Here is a 24,062-nt window from a genome sequence, read left to right as displayed (position 1 = left end):
AGGTACCGTTCATCCCTTGACCGCGCCGGCGGTGAGGCCTGCGACTATGTGCTTCTGCGCCAGGAGGAAGAGAATGATCGTCGGCAGGATGGTCAACGTGATGAAGGCCAGGATCAGATGCCACTCGGACGAATACTCGCCCTGATAAATCATGATACCGAGCGGCCAGGGATAGAGCGCGTCGGTGTTGAGCATCACCAGCGGCAGCAGATAGGCGTTCCAGCTGTTGACGAAGGTGATGGTACCGACGGTCGCCAGGATCGGCCGGGACAAAGGCAAGGTCACATAGCGGAAGAATTTGATATAGCTGCAGCCGTCGACCAGCGCGGCCTCCAGCAATTCGTACGGGATGTCCTTGAAGAAACGCCGCAGCAGCAGCACGCTCATGGCGAGACTGAAAGCCGTCTGCGGCAGGGCAACGCCAAAATATGTATCGAGCAGCCCGAGATCGCGGACCTTGATGAAGAGCGGCAGCACCGCCGTCGCGGCCGGAAACAGCAGGCCCAGCGTCAGGTAGCTCAGCAGCATCGAGCTGCCGTAGAACCTGATATGGGCGAAGGTGAACGCCGCCATCGAGGCGACGATCAGGGTCAAGGCTACCGTGAGGGTCGAGATGATCAGCGAGTTGCGCAAGAGCTGCCAGTAGCGTGCCGAGAACAGGATGTCGGCATAGTTCTGCCACTCCCAGTGACGTGGCAGGCCGAACGGATTGACGCGCAGTTCGCCGAGCGACTTGAAACCACCGAACAAGGTCGCGAGCAGCGGCACCATTACGATGATGGCAACAACGGCCAGGAACACCAGCTTGAACAATACTGAGGGATCGAACGGCGCTCGGATGGTCCTGACGTTACTCATCGCGCATGAACCATCGCTTGTACGTGAAGGCAAAGGTCACGCAGATCGCAAACAAAATGACGCCGATGGCACTGCCGTAGCCGACCCGCATGCGCGAGATGCCGTTGTTGTAGAGAAAGCTCACCATCGTGTTCGAGGAGTCCGCTGGCCCCCCGCGCGTCAGCGGCATGACGAGGTCGAACAGCTGCAGCGAGCCGACGATGGCGAAGAACACGGAGAGCCTTATCGTCGGATAGAGCAAGGGGATGACCACATGTCGCAAGGCTTGCGATCGGGTCGCGCCGTCGATACGCGCCGCCTCGACCAGGCTCTTGTCGAGGCCCTGGAGCGCTGCGATGAATAGCATCATGTGGAAGCCAAAGTACTTCCAGACGACCACGATCAGCACCGCCAGCATGGCCGTATCCGTCGATGCAAGCAGATGCGGCGGCTCGGCGCCGAAGCTGCGCCAGATCGAGGCCACAAGGCCGTAGTCGCCATCATAGACGAAGCTGAAGATCAGCCCGGTTGCGATCTCCGCCAGGATATAGGGCATGAAGAACAGCATGCGCAGCGCCACCGCCCCTCGAAAGCGTTCGGCGAGCATCAAGGCCAGGGTGAGCGCAAGCGGCAGCTGGATGGCGAGCGAAACAGCGATGATCAGGCCGTTGTTGCGCAGAGCGAGCCAGAAGGCGCGGGTCTCCAGCACAAAGCGGTAATTGTCCAGGCCAATCCAGTTGGTCGGCCTGCCGAATCCGTTCCAATTGAAGCCCGAGTACCAAGCTGCTTCGCCGATCGGCAGCACAACGAACAACGTGAACAACAGCAGCGCCGGCGGCAGGAACAGGATGAGCACCGTCAGCCTGCCGTCCCAACTCGGGCCACGGACCGTGACCTGCGGGACCATCTCGCCAGCAGCGCCGATCGCCGACACGCTCGCGGTCCGCCGCGTCACCGTCAGTTGCCCTGTTTCCACGCCGCCTCGATCGCCTTGGCAGCCTCTTGCGGGCTCATGCTGCCGCCGGCGATCTCGGCCGTGACGTCGTTGACGACGCGGCCGACGGACGGACCCAGGCTCTGGTCATAGAAGTTCTGGTGGTAGTTCGACTTCGCCAGATTGGCGGCGATCAGCTTCATGAAGCCGTTGTTGAGGCCGACATCCGCGCCCTGCACCACCGGGATGATGAAGTTGCCGGCGGCAAGCCGCGTCTGCACCTCTTTGGAGACGAAGTACTTCAGGAAATCGACAGCCTCCTTCGGCGAGCCTTTCGTAATCAGCCAACCGGTGATGCCCCCGAGCGTATCGGTCGGCGCGCCCTTACCGCCGGTCACGACCGGGAAGTCGAACCAGCACATCTTGTCCTCGGTCAATCCGATCTTGTCGGCGGCGAGAGCGCGCTGCAGATGATAGACCGTGCTGATCGCGAGCGTCATCGCCGCCTTGCCGTCGCCGAAATAGCCGACCGCCTGCGGGTTCTTGAAACCCAGGAAGCCATTCTGGAACGGTTGGAGATCCACGAGTTGCTTGAACAGCTCGCCGGATTTCTGGAAGGTTCCCCCGGCAAAGCCGCCGTTCTCGCCACGCAGCGCCGCATCGAACGCCGCCTTGCCGCCGATGCGCACAGCAAGATGCGTCCAGTAGAAGTGCAGTGGCCACTTATCGGCGCCGCCGACCACGATCGGGGTCACGCCGGCGGATTTCAACGTCTTCACGGCAGCAAGCAGATCGTCCCAGCTCTTGATCCCGGCAGGGTCGACCTTCGCCTTGGCCATCAGCTCCTTGTTGCAGAGGAAGCCGACCTGCGAGAGCGCCGTGGGCAGACCATAAACACGGCCGTTGCTGGTGAAGGCGGCGAGCGCCGCCGGTGTGAGACTGTCGCTGTAGCCCTTCACAGAATCGGTGATGTCGTCGAGCACACCGGCCTCGATCTGCGTCTTCAGGACACCGCCGGCCCAGCTGTAGATGATGTTGGGCCGGTCTTTGGATTGCAGGATGGTCGGCAGCTTGGCCTTGTAGGCCTCGTTCTCGAGGAACTGCATCTCGACCTTGACGCCGGGATGCGACCCCTCATAGGCGCGCGCAACCTCCTCCCAGATTTTGACCTGGGCCGGGTTGGCCTCGATGTGCAGCCACTTGACCGTCGTTTCGGCCGCAGCGAGTTTCGCTCCGAACAGGCATGCGACAACGGCTAGTCCCAGTTTCCCGAGCAGTCTCATCACATTCCTCCCAAGGGCTCTTATTCTTTGATGCAATCCTGCCTTCGATTTTTGAGGTACGCAACTGAAATTCTGACCTATGCACCTCACGAGGGAGGTCGCTAAGGTGAGCGGGAGAGTCGGGCCGCGTCGCGCTGCCCCCAACGCAAATCGAGGGATATCCATGGCTGCCGTTTATTCCGACCTCGCCGGCAAGGTCGTTCTCGTCACCGGAGGCGCATCGGGAATTGGCGCTGCGATCGTGCGGCGCTTCGCACAGCAGAAATCCAATGTCGTGTTCTTCGACATCAATGTCGACGCGGGCCAATCGCTGGCACGCGAGCTCTCGGATCAAGGTCTTAGCGCGCGTTTCATGCGTGTCGACTTGACCGATATTGCCGCGTTACGTGCCGGTGTCGCGGAGGCGCGCAATGTGCGCGGCGCGATCAACATCCTCGTCAACAATGCCGCGCATGACGAGCGGCACAGCACCGAGGAAATGACACCGGAATATTGGGACGACCGCATCGGGGTCAACTTGAAGCACCAGTTCTTTGCTGCGCAGGCCGTGTTGCCGGACATGAAGGCGGCGAACGCCGGCGCTATCATCAATTTCGGCTCGGTATCGTGGATCGCCGGACAAGGCGGCATGGCCGCCTACACCGCCAGCAAATCGGGTGTGATCGGTCTCACACGCTCTCTGGCGCGCGATTACGGCGCCTACAATATCCGCGTGAACGCGATAGCGCCTGGATGGATCATGACTGAGCGCCAGCTCGATAAATGGATGACACCCCAGGGCGAGGTCGAGCTCATGCAACGACAATGCCTGAAGCGCAAGCTCATGCCCGACGAGGTCGCGAAGTTCACCATCTTCCTCGCTTCCGACGAGGCTTCTGCCTGCACAGCCCAGCACTACATCGTCGATGGCGGCTGGGTCTGAGGCGGACCAGACCAGATCGTGCATCGGCGCGCCGCTACTTTGCCAGGCGGAACTTCCCGCCTTCGACCTTGATGAGAAAGGCCGAGCGCTCATCATAGCCGTTGTGATCGGCCTTGCTCATGTTCGACAGCCCATTGTTGAGATAGATGTTCTGCCCACGCTCGAGTGCGTCCCGCAGCGCCGCGCGAAATTCGATTGTGCCAGGCTTTGCCGTCTTCAGCGCATCCGGTGCAGCTTTTCCGATCAGTGCCACGACATCCCAGAGGTGAGCAGCGAACATGTTGGGCTTTTGTCCGTTGGCCGCTTCATACGCGGTCACGAACTCCTCCGTCGAACGACGGAACGGATCTCCTGCGGGAAGATCGGCGGCAATGGTAAAAGCTTCGCCCGCGAATACCGCACCTTCGACGTTCGCGCCGCCGAGCTTGATGAACTCCTCACTGGCCACGCCGTGTGTCTGAAATATCTTCCCGGCGTATCCGCGCTCGCGGAGCGCCTGCTGCGGCAGGACGGCCGGAGTTCCTGCGGACGCGATGAAGACGGCATCGGGATTGGTCGACATCACCTTCAGCGCCTGACCGGTGACGCTGGTGTCGGCGCGCGCGTAGACCTCATGTGTGGTTACGGTCAGCCCCAACGCAGGCGCGAGGCGGCTCACCTCCTTGTAGTAGCCCTCGCCGTAGCCATCCGAAACGCCAATATAGCCGAGCGTCTTCACGCCTGATGTCGCGATATGCTTGAGGATGGCGGCCGCCATGAGGTCGTCATTGGGAACGACCTTGAAAGCCCAGACGCGCTTCTCATCCATCGGTTGAACGATGGCGGTAGCGGCAGCGAGCGACAGCAGCGGCGTCTTCGATTCGAGTGCAACATCCAGCATCGGCATGGTCACCGGGGTCAGAGAGGAGCCGACCAGCACGTCGACCTTATCCTGGATCACCAGCCGGCGTGCGTTCTGGACCCCTTTGGTCGAATCCGACTCGTCGTCCAGGACGATATAGGTCACCTTCTCTCCACCGATCTCTTTCGGAAGAGCTGCAACCGTCTTGAGCTGCGGCTGTCCCAGAGCGGATCCCGGGCCGCTTGCCGAAATCACAATTCCAATTTTGATGTCCGCGTGAGCAGCATTTCCAAAAAGGACGCATGCCACAAGAAGCGAGGCTCGCGCGAAACCGACCTTCATGTCCCGTTCCTCCCTGTCCGCTTTGATGACTCCGCCGGCTGCATCGGGCGCCCCGGCTCGAGCTTGCACTGCTCTCCGGGACGCACCGACGCTGCCCAGAAGGCATGTCGTCCGACATACGCGTTCCCTCCTGCGGTCCCGAGCAAGCGGGCGGATCATGCTAAGCGGATCGCGGCAACGTGTCTGTCCCTAGCGTTAGGGACAAGACATCGGTGCTCGAACCGAATCTCGAGGTCGGCGGACACGCCGTCGCGTTCTCGCGGCTGATTCCGCCCGAGCTTTGCTTCGTCGCTTCACCCTCTTGTCCAAGAGGGCGCAGGGAAGGCCGGGTGCCGGCTGGCACCCGCGGTCCGCTGCGCGAAAAGCACACGCAGAGAGAACCGCACAGCAGCATACAGGTGTAGCCAATCACTCGGCCTTCCCTGCGCGATGGTTGGACGGCTTATGCCGTGCTCTCCCGGGAGCCGAGTTCCTGCTGGCCTCCCTCACCCTGCGAAAGTCACCGACACCGCGCCGGTTGACGCAGATGCCGCATTCGCCAGGGCTTGACCGTAGCAACGACGGCCAGGACCACACGGTTTTGCCGTACGCACGGCCCGCCATTTCGCCGCAGTTTTCCCAGCCCTGTCGACGGAGCCGGAAACTTACAGACGAGACGAAGCCTAGCAGCGCCGCTCGTCGGAACGCAGCCTTGGGCTCACGGAGAGCAATCCGCCCTGCCCTTGGCCTCTCGCACCCGAACGCTGCCGCGTCCACCGCAAGCCCGGCTCGCGAACATGACGACCACAAGATCGCCCCTCAAGGATGAGCCGGGATGCGCGACACATACGCCGTTTCCGAATTTCGGTAAAGCGGAATATATTTGACGAGGGGGGTTGACGCGGTCTTGGCTGTTTCGGCTGCGAGGCCGCTCGATGAGGAATTAACGGTTTGGTAACCATACGCGCCTCGCTCGAAGGATTAATGCAAATCATACGCCGCCGGTGTCTCCCCCGTAACGACCCTGCTATAGAGCGTAGATCCGGCTCCATCAATCGTCCCGAGCCATCTGCTTTCTTGGTTGCGTATGAACAGACCTAGCAACACATTCGACATCGCCATCGAGCAGGGATTCGACTTCCTGTCGCCGGACTACGCGGAGCTGTTCGACAACTCGGCCGCCACCGCGTTCCAGCATCCGCTCTGGCTCGACACCCTCTACACCAGGCTCGCGTCTCATGTGGGCGCAACTCCTCTGGTTGTCGTGGTCCGCCACCGCGCGACGGGCGCCCTTGCGATGGTGTTGCCCTTGCTGCGGATCCGGCGCGGCCCGATACGGACCGTCGAATTCGCCGACCTCCGCGTTTCCGACTACCTCGCGCCCGTATGCAGCCCGCAGGTATTTTCCGAGCTGCTCAAGGACGAGAGTGCCTGCGCAGAAATCCGGTGCCTCGTCCGCCCGTTCGATCTGCTCCGGATGACCAAGCTGCCGGATGGACGGCTTCCGATCGAGAACCTGCTGGCTGCGCCCCGCCGCATAGCGATGGACACCAATGCCTATGCGACCGTTCTGGTCGCGCCGTTCGAGCAATGGCGCGCCAGTGCGCTGGACCGTTCCTACCAGAAGGAGCTCGCAAAGAAAGCCCGGCAGCTCCAGAAGAAGGGGGACTTGAGTTTTTCATGCTGCCGCGACAGTGCCGCTGTCTTGGAGGTGCTGGACGTGATGAAGAAATTTCGCGGGCCGCGCTTTCAGGCACACGGCGACGGAGATCTGCTCCAGCGCCCCGAATATTACGGCTTCTATTCCGACGTGGCGCAGCGCGGCCTCGGCTCCTTTGTCCGGCTCTATGCGATGAAGATGAACGGCGAGGTAATCGCAGCCGTGCTCGGACTCAGCCATCACGGCAGCTTCCTCGTGATCATGGGCGCCTTCGACATTGCCGGATACAAAAGCCAGTCCTTGGGCGCGCTGATGTTCGAGCAGGTGGCGAAGGATTGCATCGAGCGCGGGGATCAGATGCTCGATTTCACCATCGGCGACGAGCCCTACAAGAAGCAGTTCGGCGCTCAGCCTTCACCGATGTGGACGGTCACGCAGGCGGGCAGCACCACGGGCGCCATCTCCTTGTTCGCACTGAAACAGGCGCCTTGGCTCAAGCTGGCCGCCAAGCGGATGTCGGAGTTCAGGTTCCTGCCGACCCGGACCTCAACGCCGACGCGCTGACCGGTGCGAGGGCCGACCGGGTGCCGCTCTCAGGCGCGTAGCGCGCTTCGAACCTGCGCGAGCCAGCCGGGCCGCATCTGATCGACCCGGTGGGTGATACTGCGTCGCAGGAAGTGCAGCCGCCGCCGCACGTCCCAGCCAATATCGTTGCGGGACGTCAGGGCCTGCCGGAAGCGCGCCATCTTCAGTGACTGCTGGTCCGCCGCGACCTTGTCGGGATCGGAATAGAATTCAGAAATCTTCTCCCGGCCCATGCCCTCGGTCCCGAGCCAACGCGGCGCATATTCGGTGCAGAGGCGCTCGACGTCGACCAGCAGACGGGCGACGCCCGTGCCGGCGGCCGGACAATTCGTTTGGAACGCATCACCGATGAGCACGACGCCGGGCTGGAGATGTCCTTCCACGACGGACAGGTCCATCACCCAATTCTGCACCCGGTCGATCACGTGGAAATCGCCAAGGTAGGGCCGCAATCCCGGAAGCAGGCGCAAGACCGTCGCCTCCGGTTCACGGCGCAGCTCGCGCATGATCGGATCGGTCGGGTCTCGGAACATGAAGAGATTTGCCCGCATGCCGGCACGCACGGGAAACAGGCTGAGATAATCGATGCCGTCCGCTGTGCGCTCCCCATAACAGGTCAACGCCTCGAAATCGAACGGCGCGTGGTCGCGGCGGGCGATCGTGAAGCCGAACGAAACCGAATGGCGCTCGGCCAGCACGCGCCGCTTGATGCCGAGCTTGTAGCCGAGCACGCCCGCCATGCCCGTGGCCAGCACGACGAGGCGCGCAGTTATGCGCCCCCCTGACGCGAGCTCGACATGTTGGAGATCGTCGCGACAATTGACCGCAGTGACCTCGTCGACAATGAGGCTGGACGGATCTGGCAGCTGGCTGCGCGCCATGGCGACGAGATCGGCATATGGAAGCCCGTAAGCCCGGCCGACGCTGACATCGACCACCTTGCCTTCCCTGATGTTGAGCACCTGATCATATCGACAGGCCACGTTGTCGAGCGCATCGAGGAAGCCCAGCTTGCGCAACATCTCCAGCTGACGGCCGCCTATTTTTTCGACCCGAAACTCGTCCGGATGGACCGCGCGCTTGTCGACGAGAGCGACACGATGCCCTGCCCGCGCGAGCACGGCCGCCGCGAGCGAGCCCGCAAGGCCGCCGCCGACGATCGCGATATCGACGACGATCGCCGCGGTCGCAGATCCAGCGCTCGGCTCGGTCACGTTGCTATCCGCCGTCATGGTTCAGGCTCCCACGGTCAACGATGGTTGCCCGTGCAATTCTCTCGCCTGATGTCGCATCGTAGGACCAAACGCGATCATTTCTCGATATCTCGGTTAACGCAGCGGAGACCTGCCCGGCCCGATGAGATCAGGCACGCGCCTTGCTCGGGATGGCCATTCCCGTTGAGCCGGTCCGCATTCCAATGGCTCATCTCGCCTCATCGGCCGTCGATGCGGCGCTCTGCCGCCACGCGACCGGGCCGCACTTTGCTCTATCTGGGACAATGGGGTCAGCGATGTTCCATAGTGAAGCAACAGGCATGGCCGCGACGTCGCCGCGGAGGGCGGGATCATGGAGGCCGTCCATTAACACTCGCGGTTTTTCGGCATGCTAGGCTGTCGCAGGTAATCGGAAAATGTCTCTTCAGGGGAAGTTGCCCCTTAAATCTCCATGATCGAATCCATCGTCCAGTTCATGCGGCGCGACGTGACGCGCGGTGTTGCCGGAACCATCCTTCTCAAGGTTGGTAGCGGCGCGCTTGCGTTCGCGTTGTTCTCGCTTGCGGCACGAACGATGTCGCCCGATGGGTTTGGCATCTTTGCGACCTGGCTTTCGGTCGCCCAGATGGCAGCGGTCGTCGGTCTGGTGGGCCAGGAATCGCTGCTGGTGCGTTTTCTGAACGAGTATCGGGTGGGAAATCAGCCTGATCTCACCAAGGGCGTGCTGCTATCGAGCTTCAAGATTTCCTCCGTCGCGATGCTGATTGCGATCGGCGCGATCGCGATCGGCGCGAACATCAAAGGCGCCTCGTGGCTGCTGGTTGTCGCGGTGTCGGCCTACACAGCCGTGAATGCCGGACTGATGCTTGGCAGCCAGATCGCACGCTCGCTGGTCAGCATTCTCATGGGGGAAGGAAACAGGGAGTTCTTCTGGCGAGTCAGCGTGGTGCTGTTTCTGCTCGCAATCATGTTCGGCCATCGGCAGCTTGATCCCGCCGAATTGATCGCCGTGATGACGATTGCCATGTCGGTCGGACTGGTCGCACAGATCATCGCGATTGCGCGAGTTCTACCGGATTTCCGCGGCACGGCGGTGCGTTCCGAGCCGTCGCGCTGGAGATCGAGCGCGCTTCATTTCTGGGTCGCATCCATTCTCGAAGCCGCGAACCAGTATTTCGACGTCATTCTGGTCTACTGGATGCTGGACCCGGCAACCGCCGGAATTTATTTTGCCGCTTCGCGCCTGGCCAACATCTTCGCCATGCTGTCGGCCGCATTGTACAGCTTTGGCGCACGTCGGCTCCCCTCGCTGTACTTCAGCAAGAACCATCAGGAATTCGAGCGAACGTTGCGGCTCATGGCGGAAGTGACCGCGGTGTGCGTGGTCAGCGGACTCCTCCTGATCTGGGTTGGAGGTCCCCATCTACTCAACTTGTTCGGGCCACATTTCGCTGCGCAGCACTGGGTCCTGATCGTGCTCGCGATCGGAACGGCGGTCCAGGCGGCGGGCGGTCCGTCTGCGGCGATATTGCAACTGACCGGCCATGAGCGCGAGTATGTCCCCGTGATTGCCGGGAACGTAGCGCTACGGCTGGTTGGATTTCTCGTCCTCATTCCCTGGCTCGGCGTTCTTGGCGCGGCGATCTCGGCCACTGTGTCGCTCGCGTTAGCGACCATCGTCCTCAACATCCTCTGTCGCCGGCGAACCGGCGTCGATCCTTCGATTCTAGGGCTTCTGCGCTTCTCGGCATCGAAGCCCAGCGCCTACGCGGTCCGTGGCGCGGACTCCGGCGAATAGAGCGTCAGCATATGTCGCGCGTGTCCCGCATGAAGGAGAGCGCACCAGCAGCCGTCGGCGCACCGGCGGAATGTGCGTCGTTTTCATATGCTTTAGTGGGCCCGCTCCAACCCAAATATCGATGGTTAATCGGCGGTTGCCCGCGTCCTCTGCACTTCGTCGGGAACCAGCGGAATTCCCTCATGCCCTTGCGGCAGGGCGCATTAACTCCGTTTATTGCTAGTCGGTGTCCGCGCGATGCCCGCATGGTAGATACGGAGTTAAGAAGGTGAAAAATTCGCTTCTCTAATGGGTCGGGATCCGTGCTGCATTACCAGCCAAACAAGGCGTTGGGCGAGACGACTGCGACAGCACTCCCGTCGCCCAACGGTGGCGGACGCAAGCCGCACGTGCTGCTCGTACAGACCCAGGCTGAGAACGCCGGTGCGCAGGAGATCTCGCGCCTGCTTGGCGCCGGGCTGACCGCCCGCGGCTACCGCGTCACCAATCTTTTCTTCTTCCGCAAGTCGGATTCGTTCGATGAGCCGCCCCACACGGTCTATTGCGCGTCGAGCCGGCCGGGAAATCCGCTGGCGCTGCTGCAAATGCTGTGGACGCTCGGCCGCCATATCAGGGCCACCAGGCCTGACGCCGTTCTGACCTTTCAGCACTTCGGCAATGTCATCGGCGCCGGTGTGGCGCGCCTGATCTGCCGCGCACCTGTCATCGCCAATCAGGTTTCATCCGCGCTGTCGATGAGCTGGCCGGTCCGTACGGCCGACATCGTCATGGGCAGCCTCGGCTTCTTCGACCGCATCACGCTCAACTCGCTGGACATGCAGCGCGAGTATTCGCGCTACCCCAGGGCTTATCGCGCGCGCATGGTGCATGTCCCGCACGGCTTCGACGACAAGGCGCTCACCCTGTCGAAGCAAGCTGCGCGACAGAAGTTCAATCTCCCGCCGGATAGCCCCCTGCTCGGCTGCGCAGCAAGATTGCACCCGCACAAGCGGCTCGACGCGGCGATACGTCTGTTGCCGGATCAACCATCCTGGCATCTCGCGCTGGCCGGCCAGGGAGCCGACGAGGCCCGGCTGCGGCAGTTGGCGGATGAGCTGAGAGTATCGGACAGGCTGCATCTGCTCGGCGAAATCACCCCGCGCCAGATGGCGGAGTTTCTCGCCGCTCTCGACGTGTTCGTATTTCCGACGCAGGCGGAGACCTTCGGCCTCGCCGCTGTGGAGGCTGCAAACGCCGGCGTTCCCTCGGTCGTCACCGATCTTCCGGTCTTGCGCGAAGTGTTGTCCGTCGAAGGGAAGCCGACAGCGCTGTTCGTCGATACCTCCGATCACGCCAAGCTGTCAGCGGCCGTCTCGAGGCTCCTGACGGACCAAAGACTGAGCGACGAACTGCGGCAAAACGCCAAAGGCCTGAAGCTGCGCTATTCAGTGGACGCCATGGTGGAGGAATACGTTCGAATTCTCGGCCAGGTCATTTGATCGGGGCGCATGGAAACGGATCGGCTCGACATGACCATCGAGTTTCGCTGTGAAATTGAGAATGCGCGGCGGTGGATGGGCCGCGAGACGCTGTCGATCGACGGGCGGGATGTACCGGTCCAGATCGCGTGGACGGCAACGGCGGAGCCGCGGCCGGCGGGTCTCGACATGCTGTTCGAGCTCGAACGTTTGGTGTTGCACAAGGGCAAACACAGCGGCACCGAAAGGCTGAAGATCAGTCCGGACCGGATGCAGGCTCGCGCCGGCACGGCAGACGTCATCGTCGATTTCACCGGTGGCGCGCGGGATCCGAACTGCTCCGCCCGGCAGTATCTCCGCCCGCTGTTCAATGGAGTGGCAGGCGAAAACGCAGCTCTTGCCGCCATTCTCGCCGGCGATCTGCCGGTGATCGAAATCGTCGACGAGGTCGACGGTGCAGTCCTCGATCGTGGCCATCCCTCCGCCGAAATCGCGGCCGGTCTGAGCGGGGGCCTGGAAACGGTGATGGCGCGAACCCTGACCATGGTGGCCGCCATCCTGTCGGGACGACCGCGCATCGTGCCGCAGCTGGCACGACCGGCCCGAGCGGACAACGGCCGCCCGCCAACGGCTTATGTCGCGCGCGGCCTCACCATATCGATCGCCAAGGAGATCTATCGCCTCTGCTGCTATGCCCCGCATTGGCATGTCGGATGGCGCATCAACAAGGGCGCAGGCGTCTGGCAGACCGGAGACCTGTCAGGGCCTCGCTGGAACGTCCTTGCCGATCCCGGAAACCACTTCTACGCCGATCCTTTCCCCATCACGTGGCAGGGAAGAACATTCGTCTTCTTTGAGGATCTCGATCACCGGATTGGAAAAGGAATCATTTCCGCGATCGAGTTCGACGATAAGGGCCCGGTCGGAGCGGTCGTGCCCGTATTGGACGAGCCCTGGCACCTCTCCTATCCGTTCCTGATCGAGGACGATGGCGCATTGTGGATGATCCCGGAGAGCTCGACCAATGGGGACGTCGCCATCTATAAATGCGTTCGGTTCCCGGACAAATGGGAGCGCCACGCGACGCTGCTTTCAGGACTTGAACTCGCCGATGTGACGATCACGCGGCACAACGGCCTGCACTATCTGTTCGGAGCCTGGCGCGATGGCACTGGCGGGTATTCGGATTCGTTGGCGATCTATCACGCCGAGCACCTCATGGGCCCGTGGTTGCCGCATGCCAGCAACCCGGTCCTGATCGACCGCGCGAGCACGCGGCCTGCGGGGAATTTCGTCACCATCAATGACAAATTGTGGCGCCCGGTCCAGGATTGTGCCGGCGGATATGGGGCAGCGCTCGCCCTGGCGGAAATCGTCGAACTGTCGCCGACGACGTTCAAGCAGATTATCCGCCACTCTCTGCGGCCAGGGCCAGCATGGCCCGGCAGGAAGTTGCATACCTTGAATCGCTGCGGACAACTCGAGGTGATCGACGGGTCGCGTGTCCAACCCAAGACCCGTGCCTTCGGAGGCAAATTTCCATCGGCTGTCTTGTCGCCGCGGACCAGCCCCTCTGCCGCCAGCTAGCGCGGATGGCTGAACAGGTCCGTCGTGGCGTCGTCGACGGCGATATCGACCAGCGCGGGACCGCTTGATGCCAACGCTTCGGTCAAGATGGCGTCGACGTCGCCGACATCGGTCACGCGCTGCCCCGGACAACCCATTCCCCTTGCGAGCGCCACGAAGTCGAGCCCGGGCAGGTCGATCCCGGGCGGGCGATGCGCCTGCATCAGCTGGCTGAAGGCGCGCATCGCGCCATAGCCTGAATTGTTCATGATCACGAAAGTGATCGGCAGGCGGCGTTGCACCGCGGTCCAGATTGCCTGGATGCAATACATCGCCGATCCGTCACCGATCAGGGCGACGATGCGGCGGCCTGGCCGCGCCAGCGCCACGCCGACCGAGGCCGGCAGGCTATAACCAAGTCCGCCGCTCGCCATCGTGTAGAAGCTGTCCGCGCCAGGCCGTGGTAGGAATTGTTGGATGGCGGGACGATGCGACGGCGCCTCCTCGACCACGATCGCATCGGCCGGCATCAACGCGGAGAGCCGGGCGAGCGCATAAGCGGGCGGAAGCGGATTTTGCGCGGCAGGAACGGCAGGCCGCATCCGCGCGGCCGGCACCTCGCGCTCCGCGATCCCTGGCATCGCCGACAGCAGCCCAGCCAGCGCCTTTGGGAGCGTGCTGATGATGGTGTCACCGACAGAAGCGGATGCGGCTTCCGTCGGATCATCCGTGATCTGCCAGACCGGCGTTCCGTCGTCGAGCAATTCACATTGTCCTTCGACATGGAAAGTAAACACCGGCGCGCCGACCACGACGATCAGATCGGCGCCGCGCAATGCGCGGGCGAGCCCTCCCGGTGCTGCCGGAAGGAAGCCGGCGAACAGCGGATGCAATTCCGGAAAGCTCGAACGGCTCGACATCGGGCTTGCCCAAACGGCCGCGCTCGCCTGCTCGGCCACAGCGACCATCGCGTCGACGCAGCCGCTGCGATCGATCTCGGGTCCGACAACGAAGATAGGTTTTTTGGCGGCTCGGATCGCCGCGCCGAGCCGAACGATCGCCGCCGGATCGGGCGCAAACTCCGTCGCGATGCAGCGGACCGGTGGAGCGGTTGCGGGCCGCGCCCAATCATCCGACGGGACCGACACGAATGTCGGACCGCGGGGATGCTGCATGGCGGTGAGGAAGGCCTGCGCGATCGCCGCTGGAACATCTTCGGCGCGCGCCGGTTCGGCGCTCCATTTCACATAGGGCTTTGGAAACTGTGCGGCGTCCTCGGAGAAGAGATAGGGTCGCATCCGCAATAGGCTGCGCGCCTGCTGCCCGGCTGTCACGACCATCGGTGTCTTGTTGCGGAATGCGGTGAAGAGATTGCCGAGGGCATGACCGAGCCCGGCCGCCGAGTGCAGATTGACGAACGCCGCTCGTCCCGTGGCCTGCGCATAGCCGTCTGCCATACCGACGACGCAGGCTTCCTGCAATCCGAGCACGTAGTCGATGTCGTCGGGCCAGTCGCCAAGGAAGGCAAGCTCGGTCGAGCCGGGGTTGCCGAAAACGCGATCGACGCCAAAGGAGCGAAGCACACCGAGGGTCGCTTCCCGAACCGTGAGAACTTTCGAATTCATGAATAGCGTCCTGATGGGCTTCGCTTGTTGCGCGGTCAGAAGGGATAGTGCTGCGGCTGGGTCTCGATGGTGATCCAGCGCAGATCGGTGAACTCGGCGATCCCGGCCTGACCTCCGAAGCGGCCGTAGCCCGATCCCTTCATGCCGCCGAACGGCATCTGCGCCTCGTCATGCACGGTCGGGCCGTTGACGTGGCAGATGCCGCTTTCGATCCGCTGCGCCACCGTCAGCGCGCGCGCGACGTCGCGGCCGAACACGGCGGCCGAGAGGCCGTACTCGGTATCGTTGGCGAGCCGCACCGCGTCATCCACGCCACTTGCCCGGATCACCGAGACGACGGGACCAAAGCTCTCCTCGGTATAGATGCGCATGCCGGGCACCACGCGGTCGAGCACGGTGGCCGGAACGACCGTGCCAACCCGGTCGCCGCCCGCGAGCTTGACGGCGCCTTTGGCGATCGCGTCGTCGATCAGTGCAACGACATGCTTGGCCGGCGCTTCGTCGATCATTGAGCCGATGACGACCGGACCGGAGCGCGGGTCGCCGGCCGGAAGCGCAGCTGTCTTCTTCGCGAGCTTGTCGACAAAGGACGCCGCTACCGCCTCGTCGACGATCACCCGCTCGGTCGACATGCAGACCTGGCCCTGATTGATGAAGGCGCCGAATGCGACCGCCGCGACGGCGGCATCGAGGTCGGCATCGTCGAGCACGACAAGAGGCGCCTTGCCGCCAAGCTCGAGCAGCACCGGTTTGAGGTGGCGCCCGGCGAGCTCGGCGATGACGCGCCCGACGCGGGTCGAGCCGGTGAAATTGATCCGCCGCACGGCCGGATTGGCGATCAGACGCTCGACCAGAGCGGGCGCATCGGCCGGTGCGTTGGTCAGGACATTTACGACACCGGGCGGAAAGCCTGCGTCCTTGAAGACCTCGCCGATCAACCGGTGCGTCCCCGGGCATATCTCGGAGGCCTTGAGCACGACGGAATTGCCGCAGGCGAGCGCCGTCGCCACGGCGCGAACGCCGAGAATGATCGGCGCATTCCACGGGGCGATGCCGAGGCACACGCCGGCGGGCTGTCGAATGGACATCGCGAGACATCCAGGCTTGTCCGACGGGATCACCTCGCCGGCGATCTGCGTGGTGAGCGACGCCGCTTCGCGCAGCATGCCGGTCGCGAACTTGACGTTGAAGGCCGACCAGATCTCCGTCGTGCCGATCTCGGCCATCATGATCCGGACGAAGGCGTCGCGCTTGGCCTCAAGCGCATCTGCGGCCTTCAGCAACAGGGCTCGCCTCGCATTCGGGCCAAGTGCCGACCATGCGGCAAACGCGGCGGAGGCCGCCGCCACCGCGGCGTCGGCATCGGAAGCGGTCGCGGCGGCCGCGCGGCTTGCGACCTCCTGCGACAGCGGATTGCGCCGCTCGAACACCTTGCCGCTGGAAGCGGCCCGATCCTGCCCGTTGATGAGAAGACTGACGTCCATGAAAACCTCCCTGGTGTTGATGATGGCGCTCGCTCTAGCCGAGCAGCCGCGATTTTCCGGTTTCACGCGCAAAGCCGAGCGCAATCATCGCCGCGAGCGCGAGCGCAACGTAGTATCCTGTGATCGCGTAGGTGGAGCCCGTCTGCGCAAACAGGCTGGTGGCGACCAGCGGCGCAATGCCGCCGCCGAGCACCGTCCCGAGCTGCTTTCCGATCGACACGCCGGTGAAGCGAATGCGGGTCGGAAACAATTCCGGAAAATAGCTTCCTTCGCTGCCGAACATCAGCGGATGGATCACCCCCGCGGCGAGGATCACCGCGCCCGTCACCAGCACCATGTCGCGGCTCGCGACCACACCGTAGAATGCAAACATCGAGATGGCTGCAAGCACCACGCCGGCCAAGAACAGACGCTTTCGTCCGATACGGTCGGACCAGGCGCCGATGAGTGGCATCGCAACGAGCCCGACGAGATTGGCGAACAGCACGGCCTGCGTGATGACGTCTTTCTGGACGCCGAGCTGACGGGTCGCGAAGGAGATGGTGAAGATGGCTGTCAGATAGAAATAGGACGTCTGCGCCATCTCGGCGAAGAATACGATGAGGATCGGCCGCCAATGTTCCCGCAGCGCTTCGACCACAGGCGCGACTTCCGTCACCTTCGCCTTTCGGAATGTCGCGCTCTCCTCGATGCGCAGGCGCATATAGACGCCGAGTGCGACCAGAACCGCGCTGATCAGGAACGGCACGCGCCAGCCCCATGACAGCAGGTCCGCTTCCGGCAGCCGCGCGATCGTGAGCGCCGCAAACGAGGCGAGCACGACACCGACAGGTCCTGCGGCCTGGATCACCGCGGCCGAGAAGCCGCGCCGGTGCCCGGGCGCCGTCTCGATCGCCATAAGGATCGCCGCGGTCGACTCGCCGCCGAGCGCAAACCCCTGAACGAAGCGCAACGCCACGAGCGCGACGGTCGCAGCCACGCCTGCACTGGCATAGGTCGGCAACAGCCCGATCGACATGGTCGCAAGTCCCATCATGAGCAGCGTACACAGCAAGACGGACTTTCGGCCGAGACGGTCACCGAAATGGCCGAATACAAGCCCGCCAAGCGGACGCGCCAAAAATCCGACGGCAAACGTCGCGAACACCGCAATCGTCGCCGTGAGCTGGTCGAACTTCGGAAAGAACAATTGATCGAACACCAGCGGCGCGATCAGGCCGTAGATGAAGAAGTCGTACCATTCGATCGCGGTGCCGATGGTGCCGGCGATCAGGATACGCCGGCGGCTGCTCGCCGTCTGCTCGGCAGTGGCGCCGGCGGCGGCATGGTCGTCGTAGTGCTCCAATGCTCTTGTCGTCACGGTTTCCTCCTCCGGTGTCATTTGTCGTTTTGTTGTCTTGTTGTTATTGGCCGCCGCAGCCGCTGGTCGGGTGCAACGGCGAGAGTCGATCAGCTTGCCAGCCGTGCGCCGTCGCTCGCGTTGTGTCCGAGTGCTCGGGCAAGGACGCGCCCGATCGTACCAGCCTGTGACGCGCTGCCGCGCCAGGCCACGATCTGGTCGGGGCGTATCAAAGCCACATCCGCCTCATAGAGATCGCGCAGGGATTTCGGCAGCGTGACGAGTTTCACATCAACCCCGATCGCACGGATGGTCTCGACGACTGACGCATGAGCGGTCATGACCTCGCCGAACTGGAGCAGCGTCCACTCGAACCCGAACAGGTCGTACAGCGAGACGCCGTCCTCCAACCACGTATGCGGGGCGCGGCCGCCGGGACAGGCGCTCGGAACGTAGACGTTCGCGGCATCGGGCGGCGGCTGGCTGCCGTCGGAGACGATGATCGGCGAGCCGTCGTAGCGCCCACCGAAGGTGACGCCGGGAATGTTGAATTCCGCGCGGGCGTGCTGTTCGAGATAGACGCCCGCCGTCCGCCGCGCCTCGTCGCCGGCCTCGGTGGCGTCCTCGATGTCAGGCGCAGGCGCGAACAGACCGAGCGAGTCGGCAAAGCGACGCGCATAATCGGTGTTGCGCAGCGCCACCGGACGCCGCTCGACCTCATAGCTGTCGAGCAGCCCCGCCGGGCTCACACCCTTGACGACGCTTGCGAGCTTCCAGCCGAGGTTGACCGCATCCTCGATCGCCGTGTTGTAGCCAAGGCCTCCGGTCGGCGTGAACAGATGCGCCGCGTCGCCGCCGAGGAACACTCTGCCCCGCTGCATTCCGTTCGCGACCAGCGCGTGGCCGGCGGTCCAGGTCACGAATGACAGCACTTCGCAGTCAATCGGCGCGTCGCAGGCACGCTGGAACGCTGCTTTGGCCTCGTTGATTGTGATCGCACTCTCGTCTTCGCCGGGCCGAAGCTGCGTGTGAAACGCAAATTCGTCGCGACCATTCACGGATGCCATGAAGGCGCGGCGGTCGCCGTTGAAGCAATTGTACATCCACGCCTTGGCATGCGGGATGCTCGCGTAGAAGCCAGGCGAACGGAGATAGACCGCCAGCATGCGGCCGCCCATGAAATCGCGCTGCGTTCCGGTTTCGCCGCCGTAGACGATCCCGAGCGATTGCCGGACCATCGAGCGCGGCCCGTCGGCTCCGACCAGGAAGTCGGCCCGGACCTGAAAGCGGCTGTTGTCATCGAGACATTCGATCTCGGCGATAACGCCGTCATCGCTCTCGACGTAGCTGATCAGACGATGACCGTAGCTGAGCCGTATTCCGGGAAGCCGTTCGGCGTGGCGGCGCAGCACCGCCTCGACGTATTTTTGCGAGACCCGATGCGGCAGCTCGGCGGCGCTCCAGGAGCCCGACATGCCCTTGACGAGCTCGCCCGCGCGTGACGATGACGGCAACTGAAATCGGGCCAGCTCGTAACCGGTGTAGCGCGTGAAATACGCAACGTCGGTCGGGTAATCCGCAGGCAGACCTTCGCGTCGGATCTCGTCGGCAAAACCCAGCCGCCGATAGTGCTCCATCGAGCGCGCTTGCGTCGCATTGGCTTGCGGATTGAATGCTGTGCCCGGCTTTTCATCGACCAGGATCGCGGACACGCCGCGCCGGCCGAGCTCGTTGGCGAGCATCAGGCCGCAGGGCCCCCCACCCACGATGAGCACCGAGGCCGTCAGACATGTTTCCAAGGCGCTTCTCCTTACCAGCATTATTCTGCATGGTAAGGTCGCCTGACGATATCGTCAAGTAGCCTGACTAATTGGCGTCGTCGAGCGTATCGAACGTCGCGCCATAGACCGTCAGTCCCTTCAGGATCGCGTCCATCGTGGCCTTGCCGAGCTCGGCGCGCATCTCCTGCTCGGCGACGTCGACCGCATCGCGGAACGCATCGAGCCATTTGCGCCCGGCCGGCGTGAACATGACGATGCGCGCGCGCCGATCGGTCGGATCGGCGATGCGATCGACCAAGCCGAGCTCAGCGCATTGATCGACCAGCTCGCCCATCGCCTGCTTGCTCATGGAGGCGCGGCGGGCGAGCTCCGTCAGTCTGGTCCCCTCCACGTCGAGATTACGTGTGAGGCCGACATGCGCGATCCGCGTTTCGCCATGCCCCTTCTCGCTCATCAGTTCGAGCACACGACCTTCGAAGCGCCGCACCGCGTTGTTGAGCAGCCGACCGATGTTGGCATGCCGCCATGCGGTGCCGGATGTCCTGGCTTTCAATGGATGTGCCTTCTACAAAGCCGCCTGAATTCGAAAATGTCGCTCACTTCGCCGCGTCGATCCAGATCCCCGGCTGCGAATGCTCGCGGATGTGGGTGACCAGGAAGTCGGAAAAGACCCTGATCTTGGCAGGCAGTCCGGCACGGTTCTGGTAGGCGATGTTCATCGTGAGCAGCGGCAGCTCCCAGTCCATCAGAACGGGGACGAGGCGGCCGGCAGCGATATCGCTTTGCACGATATAGAGCGGCTGGATGAGGATGCCGAGCCCCGCCAGCGCGGCGCCGCGGATGACCTGGCCGTCATTGCTGTCGAGCGTCGGCGTGATGCGAACAGTCTGGGCGCTATTGCCCTTGCGCAGGCGCAGCGAATAGGGATCGTTGGCGAGATTGTAGACCAGCATGTTGTGGCGCGCGAGATCGGCGGGCTGCTCCGGCTCGCCGCAGCTTGCGAGGTAGGACGGCGCAGCAGCGAGCACCCGCCGCATCTGGCCGATGCGGCGGACGATGATGTTGGAATCCGGCTCCTGCTCGCGCGTCCTGATCGCCACGTCAATGCCGGCCTCGATAAAATCGGAGTACCGGTTGGCGGTGGTGATCTGCATATTGAGCTTCGGATAGCGCGCGCGGAAGGCTGGCAGCATCGGCGCCAGATAGATCACCGCAAAGGACAGCGAGCTCGTGACCCGCAGCATGCCTTGCGGCGACAGCGCGCGATCGCTGACGATGTCCTCGGCCTCCGCCAGCTCGCTCAAAACCCGGCTCGAGCGCTCCAGCAGCTCCTGCCCCGCCTCAGTCAACCACAGCCGACGGGTGTTGCGCTCGATCAGCCGGACTGCAAGGCGCTCCTCGAGAGCGCTGAGATGGCGGCTCGCGGCAGCATTCGACATGCGTAGGGCTTCGGCAGCTTTGGACATGCTGCCGAGCTCAGCCGTCTTGGCGAATACTTCCAACTGGAGCAGGCGGTCCATTTTTTCGCAAACGGGAAAAGAGACTTACGATTATTGAGCTTTATTTCCGTATCCCGCAAGTCAAAATGGCCCAAACACAAGCAAGATAGCAGGCGAGGAAACAGGGAAATGTCGGGCCGGATCAGGCACATCGTGATGTGGCGGCTGCGCGGGGAGACGCCCGCGGAGCGGGCCGCCGCCCGGGTCAAGGTCAAGACCCTGTTCGAGGGCTTGCGCGGCCGGATCGACGGCCTCACCCATATCGAAGTCGGTCTCGATGTCAGCGATGTCGACTACGCCTGCGACGTCGTTCTGTTCTCCGAATTCACCGACCACGCTGCGCTCGCGGCCTATGCCACCCACCCGGAACATCTGCGCGTGCGCGAGGCGCTGGGCGACTTGCGGATCGGACGCTTCCAGGTCGATTATCCCATCAAAGAGACCGGCGCATGATCGGTACGTTCACCTTTGAAAACCTGCCCTGCCGCGTCGTGTTCGGCAGCGGAACTTTGGCCTCGGCCAAGGCCGAGGTCGAGCGGCTCGGTGGCAAGCGCGCCCTGGTGCTGACGACGCCGCAGCAGGAGGCGCAAGGCAAAAGTTTGGGCGCGGCGCTCGGTCCGCTCTACGGCGGCATCTTTCCGGGCGCGACCATGCACACGCCGGTCGAGGTCACGGAGCGGGCGCTCGCGGCGATGAAGGCGTGCGAGGCCGACTGCGTCATTTCCCTCGGTGGCGGATCCACGACCGGCCTCGGCAAGGCGCTGGCCTTGCGCACCGGCATCAACCAGCTTTGCATTCCCACGACCTATGCCGGCTCGGAGATGACGCCGATCGTCGGCCAGACCGAGAATGGCCTGAAGACCACGGTCCGCGACGCCGCCATCCTGCCGGAGACCGTGATCTACGATGTCGATCTCACTTTGACGCTGCCGGCGAGCCTGGCCGCGACATCAGGCATCAACGCCATCGCACATGCGGTAGAAGCGCTCTACGCGCGCGACACCAATCCCGTCACCTCGCTGATGGCAGAAGAAGGCATTCGCGCGTTGGCATATGCCCTGCCCGCCATCGCCGCCAAGGGCGACGATCGCGAGGCTCGCACCGAGGCGCTCTATGGCGCCTGGCTGTGCGGCGTCTGCCTTGGTACCGTCGGCATGGCGCTGCATCACAAGCTCTGCCACACGCTCGGCGGCACCTTCGACCTGCCGCATGCCGAGACCCACACCATCGTGCTGCCGCACGCGCTGGCCTATAACGCGCCGGCCGTGCCCGATGCGATGGCGCGGATCTCACGCGCAATCGGCGCCGCCGATGCACCGCAAGGACTTTTCGAGCTCGCGAAGCGGCTGGGTGCGAAGGTCGCATTGCGCGACATCGGCATGCCCGAAGGCGGCATCGACAAGGCTGCGGATCTCGCCGTCACCAACGCCTACTGGAACCCGCGCCCGCTTGATCGCAACGCCATTCGCGACCTGATCGCGCGCGCCTGGGCCGGCGAGCCGCCCGGCGCCATCAAAACGGCAGTTTGATTCGATGCGGCGCACGCTCATCAAATCCGCTGTCATCATCAGCATGGATGACACGATCGGCGATTTACCTGGCGGCGACGTGCTGATCGAGGGCAGCCGCATCGTTGACGTCCGTCCATCGATCGACGTCGGCGGCGCGGCCGAAACCGAGATCGTCGACGGCACCGGGCGCATCGTCATCCCCGGCCTGATCAACGCCCATATGCACACCTGGCAGACGGGCTTACGCGGCTATGCCGCCAACTGGACGCTGCTGGAATACTTCCGCCGCATGCATGCGGGGCTCGCTACGGTGTTCAGGCCCGAGGACATTTATATCGCGACCTTGGTCGGCGCGCTGAACCAGATGAACCAGGGCACCACCACGCTGGTCGACTGGTGCCACAACAATCCGACGCCTGATCATACCGACGCCGCCGTGCGCGGCCTGATCGAGAGCGGTATCCGTGCGGCCTTCTTCCACGGCTCGCCCAAGCCCGAACCGAAGCCGGGCGAGCGGCACTTCTCGGAAGTGCCGCATCCACGCAATGAGGTCGAACGACTGCTGGCGGGGCCCCTCGCCGACCGCGACGGCCTCGTCACGCTTGGACTCGCGATCCTCGGCCCGCACTATTCGACGCTGGACGTCGCCATGCACGATTTTCGCATGGCGCGGGAATTCAAGCTGATCGCATCGATGCATCAGGGCGGTGGTCCTGCGAAGACGCCCGGTGGCTGGGAGAAGCTGATCGAGGCGGGTCTCGTGGGCGCCGGAATCAACATCGTCCACGGCAACGACCTGCCTGACCCACTGCTGGACCGGATGGTCGATCTCGGCGTCTCCTTCTCGGTGACGCCGGAGAACGAAATGATCCAGGGCCACGGCTTTCCGATCACCGGACGGCTGCTCAAGCGCGGCGTGCGGCCGACCATCGGCATCGATCTGGAATCCGTACTGGCGGGCGACCTCTTCTCCGCCGCGCGCGTTGCGCTCTCGATGCAGCGGGCGCTCGACAACGCCGAGTCGCTCAAGGCCAGCGGCACCATTCCAGCGACGACCACGATCCCCGTCCGCGAGGCGCTGCGCTGGATCACGACGGAAGGCGCCCGCATGCTCGGCCGCGAGGACCAGATCGGCTCGCTGACACCGGGCAAGCTCGCCGACCTCGTCATCATCAATTGCTCCGATCTCAACCTCGTCCCGGTGCACGATCCCGTTTCCACCGTGGTGATGCAGACGAGCCTTGCCAATATCGAGGCCGTGATGATCGGCGGCGTGTGGAAGAAGCGGAATGGTCGGCTGCTGGCCGAGGGCCTGGGGGCGAAGAAGGAACTGCTCGTGCAATCCGGCCGGCGACTGGTGCACGACATCGAACGACAGGGACACGCCGCCTGAGGGCGTCAAGGA

Annotated in this window: 19 protein-coding genes; 8 read left to right on the top strand and 11 right to left on the bottom strand. The window is 63.5% G+C overall.

Translation table 11 applies throughout. From position 1 onward, the window contains the following. Positions 1-9: 9 nt before the first annotated feature. From IVB42_RS35135 to IVB42_RS35125, 3 genes are read right to left on the bottom strand one after another with little or no spacing between them, the layout of a single operon-like run. The gene (locus IVB42_RS35135) at positions 10-858 is read right to left on the bottom strand and encodes a carbohydrate ABC transporter permease (RefSeq protein WP_247370710.1); all 849 of its coding nucleotides are present in this window, start codon (positions 856-858) and stop codon (positions 10-12) included. Next, positions 851-1,744, bottom strand: a complete 894-nt coding sequence (locus tag IVB42_RS35130; protein WP_247338721.1) for a sugar ABC transporter permease — start codon at positions 1,742-1,744, stop codon at positions 851-853. Before IVB42_RS35130 ends, IVB42_RS35135 begins: the two co-directional genes overlap by 8 nt. Positions 1,745-1,794: 50 nt before the next feature. Continuing rightward, entirely contained in the window at positions 1,795-3,054 is a 1,260-nt protein-coding gene (locus IVB42_RS35125) for an extracellular solute-binding protein (protein WP_247393733.1), read from the bottom strand. A gap of 163 nt (positions 3,055-3,217) precedes the next feature. On the opposite strand from IVB42_RS35125, the gene IVB42_RS35120 reads away from it, so the two are divergent. After that, complete coding sequence (locus tag IVB42_RS35120) at positions 3,218-3,976, top strand: SDR family NAD(P)-dependent oxidoreductase (RefSeq protein ID WP_018458719.1); 759 nt, start codon at positions 3,218-3,220, stop codon at positions 3,974-3,976. 34 nt (positions 3,977-4,010) lie between these two features. Here the strand turns inward: IVB42_RS35120 and IVB42_RS35115 are convergent, their stop codons facing one another. Next, positions 4,011-5,159 (bottom strand): ABC transporter substrate-binding protein, encoded by a 1,149-nt coding sequence (locus tag IVB42_RS35115; RefSeq protein ID WP_247393735.1) that lies wholly within the window; start codon positions 5,157-5,159, stop codon positions 4,011-4,013. Positions 5,160-6,225: 1,066 nt separating this feature from the next. Here IVB42_RS35115 and IVB42_RS35110 point away from each other — a divergent pair. Next, positions 6,226-7,362, top strand: a complete 1,137-nt coding sequence (locus tag IVB42_RS35110; protein ID WP_204510800.1) for a GNAT family N-acetyltransferase — start codon at positions 6,226-6,228, stop codon at positions 7,360-7,362. 29 nt (positions 7,363-7,391) lie between these two features. On the opposite strand, the gene IVB42_RS35105 is transcribed toward IVB42_RS35110, so the two are convergent. After that, positions 7,392-8,615, bottom strand: a complete 1,224-nt coding sequence (locus IVB42_RS35105) for an NAD(P)/FAD-dependent oxidoreductase (protein ID WP_247393738.1) — start codon at positions 8,613-8,615, stop codon at positions 7,392-7,394. A gap of 433 nt (positions 8,616-9,048) precedes the next feature. Here IVB42_RS35105 and IVB42_RS35100 point away from each other — a divergent pair, with 433 nt between their 5' ends. The 3 genes from IVB42_RS35100 (at position 9,049) to IVB42_RS35090 (ending at position 13,439) form a co-directional block, all read left to right on the top strand. After that, positions 9,049-10,395, top strand: a complete 1,347-nt coding sequence (locus IVB42_RS35100; RefSeq protein WP_018458715.1) for a polysaccharide biosynthesis C-terminal domain-containing protein — start codon at positions 9,049-9,051, stop codon at positions 10,393-10,395. Positions 10,396-10,697: 302 nt separating this feature from the next. Continuing rightward, entirely contained in the window at positions 10,698-11,873 is a 1,176-nt protein-coding gene (locus tag IVB42_RS35095) for a glycosyltransferase family 4 protein (protein ID WP_018458714.1), read from the top strand. Between the two features lie 30 nt (positions 11,874-11,903). Further along, positions 11,904-13,439, top strand: a complete 1,536-nt coding sequence (locus IVB42_RS35090; RefSeq protein WP_085395552.1) for a hypothetical protein — start codon at positions 11,904-11,906, stop codon at positions 13,437-13,439. Here the strand turns inward: IVB42_RS35090 and mdlC are convergent. The 6 genes from mdlC to IVB42_RS35060 all read right to left on the bottom strand — a co-directional run bounded on the left by mdlC (position 13,436) and on the right by IVB42_RS35060 (position 21,167). Beyond that, positions 13,436-15,043 carry a benzoylformate decarboxylase gene (mdlC, locus tag IVB42_RS35085; protein WP_247393740.1) on the bottom strand — a complete coding sequence of 536 codons (1,608 nt, stop codon included), beginning with the start codon at positions 15,041-15,043 and terminating at the stop codon, positions 13,436-13,438. The genes IVB42_RS35090 and mdlC overlap by 4 nt on opposite strands. Before the next feature lie 35 nt (positions 15,044-15,078). After that, the gene (locus IVB42_RS35080; protein ID WP_247393742.1) at positions 15,079-16,527 is read right to left on the bottom strand and encodes an aldehyde dehydrogenase; all 1,449 of its coding nucleotides are present in this window, start codon (positions 16,525-16,527) and stop codon (positions 15,079-15,081) included. A 34-nt stretch (positions 16,528-16,561) separates the two neighbouring features. Then, positions 16,562-17,887 (bottom strand): MFS transporter, encoded by a 1,326-nt coding sequence (locus IVB42_RS35075; RefSeq protein ID WP_247393744.1) that lies wholly within the window; start codon positions 17,885-17,887, stop codon positions 16,562-16,564. 89 nt (positions 17,888-17,976) lie between these two features. After that, entirely contained in the window at positions 17,977-19,686 is a 1,710-nt protein-coding gene (locus IVB42_RS35070; RefSeq protein WP_247455616.1) for an FAD-dependent oxidoreductase, read from the bottom strand. A gap of 46 nt (positions 19,687-19,732) precedes the next feature. Beyond that, positions 19,733-20,200, bottom strand: coding sequence for a MarR family transcriptional regulator (locus IVB42_RS35065; RefSeq protein ID WP_247393748.1), 468 nt, complete (start codon positions 20,198-20,200; stop codon positions 19,733-19,735). A 43-nt stretch (positions 20,201-20,243) separates the two neighbouring features. Next, a complete protein-coding gene (locus IVB42_RS35060; protein ID WP_247471917.1) occupies positions 20,244-21,167 on the bottom strand; it encodes a LysR family transcriptional regulator in 924 nt (307 codons plus the stop codon). A 108-nt stretch (positions 21,168-21,275) separates the two neighbouring features. On the opposite strand from IVB42_RS35060, the gene IVB42_RS35055 reads away from it, so the two are divergent. Genes IVB42_RS35055 through IVB42_RS35045 form a run of 3 tightly spaced genes read left to right on the top strand, consistent with a single transcriptional unit; the run spans position 21,276 to position 24,050 of the window. Further along, a complete protein-coding gene (locus tag IVB42_RS35055) occupies positions 21,276-21,599 on the top strand; it encodes a Dabb family protein (protein ID WP_247393752.1) in 324 nt (107 codons plus the stop codon). Then, positions 21,596-22,675 carry a maleylacetate reductase gene (locus tag IVB42_RS35050; protein ID WP_247393755.1) on the top strand — a complete coding sequence of 360 codons (1,080 nt, stop codon included), beginning with the start codon at positions 21,596-21,598 and terminating at the stop codon, positions 22,673-22,675. The genes IVB42_RS35055 and IVB42_RS35050 overlap by 4 nt, the downstream gene beginning before the upstream one ends. A 4-nt stretch (positions 22,676-22,679) precedes the next feature. Beyond that, positions 22,680-24,050, top strand: coding sequence for an amidohydrolase family protein (locus tag IVB42_RS35045; protein WP_247393757.1), 1,371 nt, complete (start codon positions 22,680-22,682; stop codon positions 24,048-24,050). Positions 24,051-24,062: the final 12 nt, after the last annotated feature.

Source organism: Bradyrhizobium sp. 45, assembly GCF_023073155.1.
Classification (GTDB): domain Bacteria; phylum Pseudomonadota; class Alphaproteobacteria; order Rhizobiales; family Xanthobacteraceae; genus Bradyrhizobium; species Bradyrhizobium canariense_D.
The sequence above is the reverse complement of the archived record's forward strand: the minus strand, read 5'-3'. Positions and strand labels throughout refer to the sequence as shown.

What these genes read in the sequence shown, in the direction of transcription:
- IVB42_RS35120 (WP_018458719.1), top strand. Translation starts at nt 3,218, where the DNA reads ATGGCTGCCGTTTATTCCGACCTCGCCGGCAAGGTCGTTCTCGTCACC.
- IVB42_RS35080 (WP_247393742.1), bottom strand. Translation starts at nt 16,527, where the DNA reads ATGGACGTCAGTCTTCTCATCAACGGGCAGGATCGGGCCGCTTCCAGC.
- IVB42_RS35135 (WP_247370710.1), bottom strand. Translation starts at nt 858, where the DNA reads ATGAGTAACGTCAGGACCATCCGAGCGCCGTTCGATCCCTCAGTATTG.
- IVB42_RS35070 (WP_247455616.1), bottom strand. Translation starts at nt 19,686, where the DNA reads ATGCTGGTAAGGAGAAGCGCCTTGGAAACATGTCTGACGGCCTCGGTG.
- IVB42_RS35115 (WP_247393735.1), bottom strand. Translation starts at nt 5,159, where the DNA reads ATGAAGGTCGGTTTCGCGCGAGCCTCGCTTCTTGTGGCATGCGTCCTT.
- IVB42_RS35100 (WP_018458715.1), top strand. Translation starts at nt 9,049, where the DNA reads ATGATCGAATCCATCGTCCAGTTCATGCGGCGCGACGTGACGCGCGGT.
- IVB42_RS35125 (WP_247393733.1), bottom strand. Translation starts at nt 3,054, where the DNA reads ATGAGACTGCTCGGGAAACTGGGACTAGCCGTTGTCGCATGCCTGTTC.
- IVB42_RS35055 (WP_247393752.1), top strand. Translation starts at nt 21,276, where the DNA reads ATGTCGGGCCGGATCAGGCACATCGTGATGTGGCGGCTGCGCGGGGAG.
- IVB42_RS35105 (WP_247393738.1), bottom strand. Translation starts at nt 8,615, where the DNA reads ATGACGGCGGATAGCAACGTGACCGAGCCGAGCGCTGGATCTGCGACC.
- IVB42_RS35110 (WP_204510800.1), top strand. Translation starts at nt 6,226, where the DNA reads ATGAACAGACCTAGCAACACATTCGACATCGCCATCGAGCAGGGATTC.
- IVB42_RS35045 (WP_247393757.1), top strand. Translation starts at nt 22,680, where the DNA reads ATGCGGCGCACGCTCATCAAATCCGCTGTCATCATCAGCATGGATGAC.
- IVB42_RS35060 (WP_247471917.1), bottom strand. Translation starts at nt 21,167, where the DNA reads ATGGACCGCCTGCTCCAGTTGGAAGTATTCGCCAAGACGGCTGAGCTC.
- mdlC (WP_247393740.1), bottom strand. Translation starts at nt 15,043, where the DNA reads ATGAATTCGAAAGTTCTCACGGTTCGGGAAGCGACCCTCGGTGTGCTT.
- IVB42_RS35050 (WP_247393755.1), top strand. Translation starts at nt 21,596, where the DNA reads ATGATCGGTACGTTCACCTTTGAAAACCTGCCCTGCCGCGTCGTGTTC.
- IVB42_RS35090 (WP_085395552.1), top strand. Translation starts at nt 11,904, where the DNA reads ATGACCATCGAGTTTCGCTGTGAAATTGAGAATGCGCGGCGGTGGATG.
- IVB42_RS35130 (WP_247338721.1), bottom strand. Translation starts at nt 1,744, where the DNA reads ATGGTCCCGCAGGTCACGGTCCGTGGCCCGAGTTGGGACGGCAGGCTG.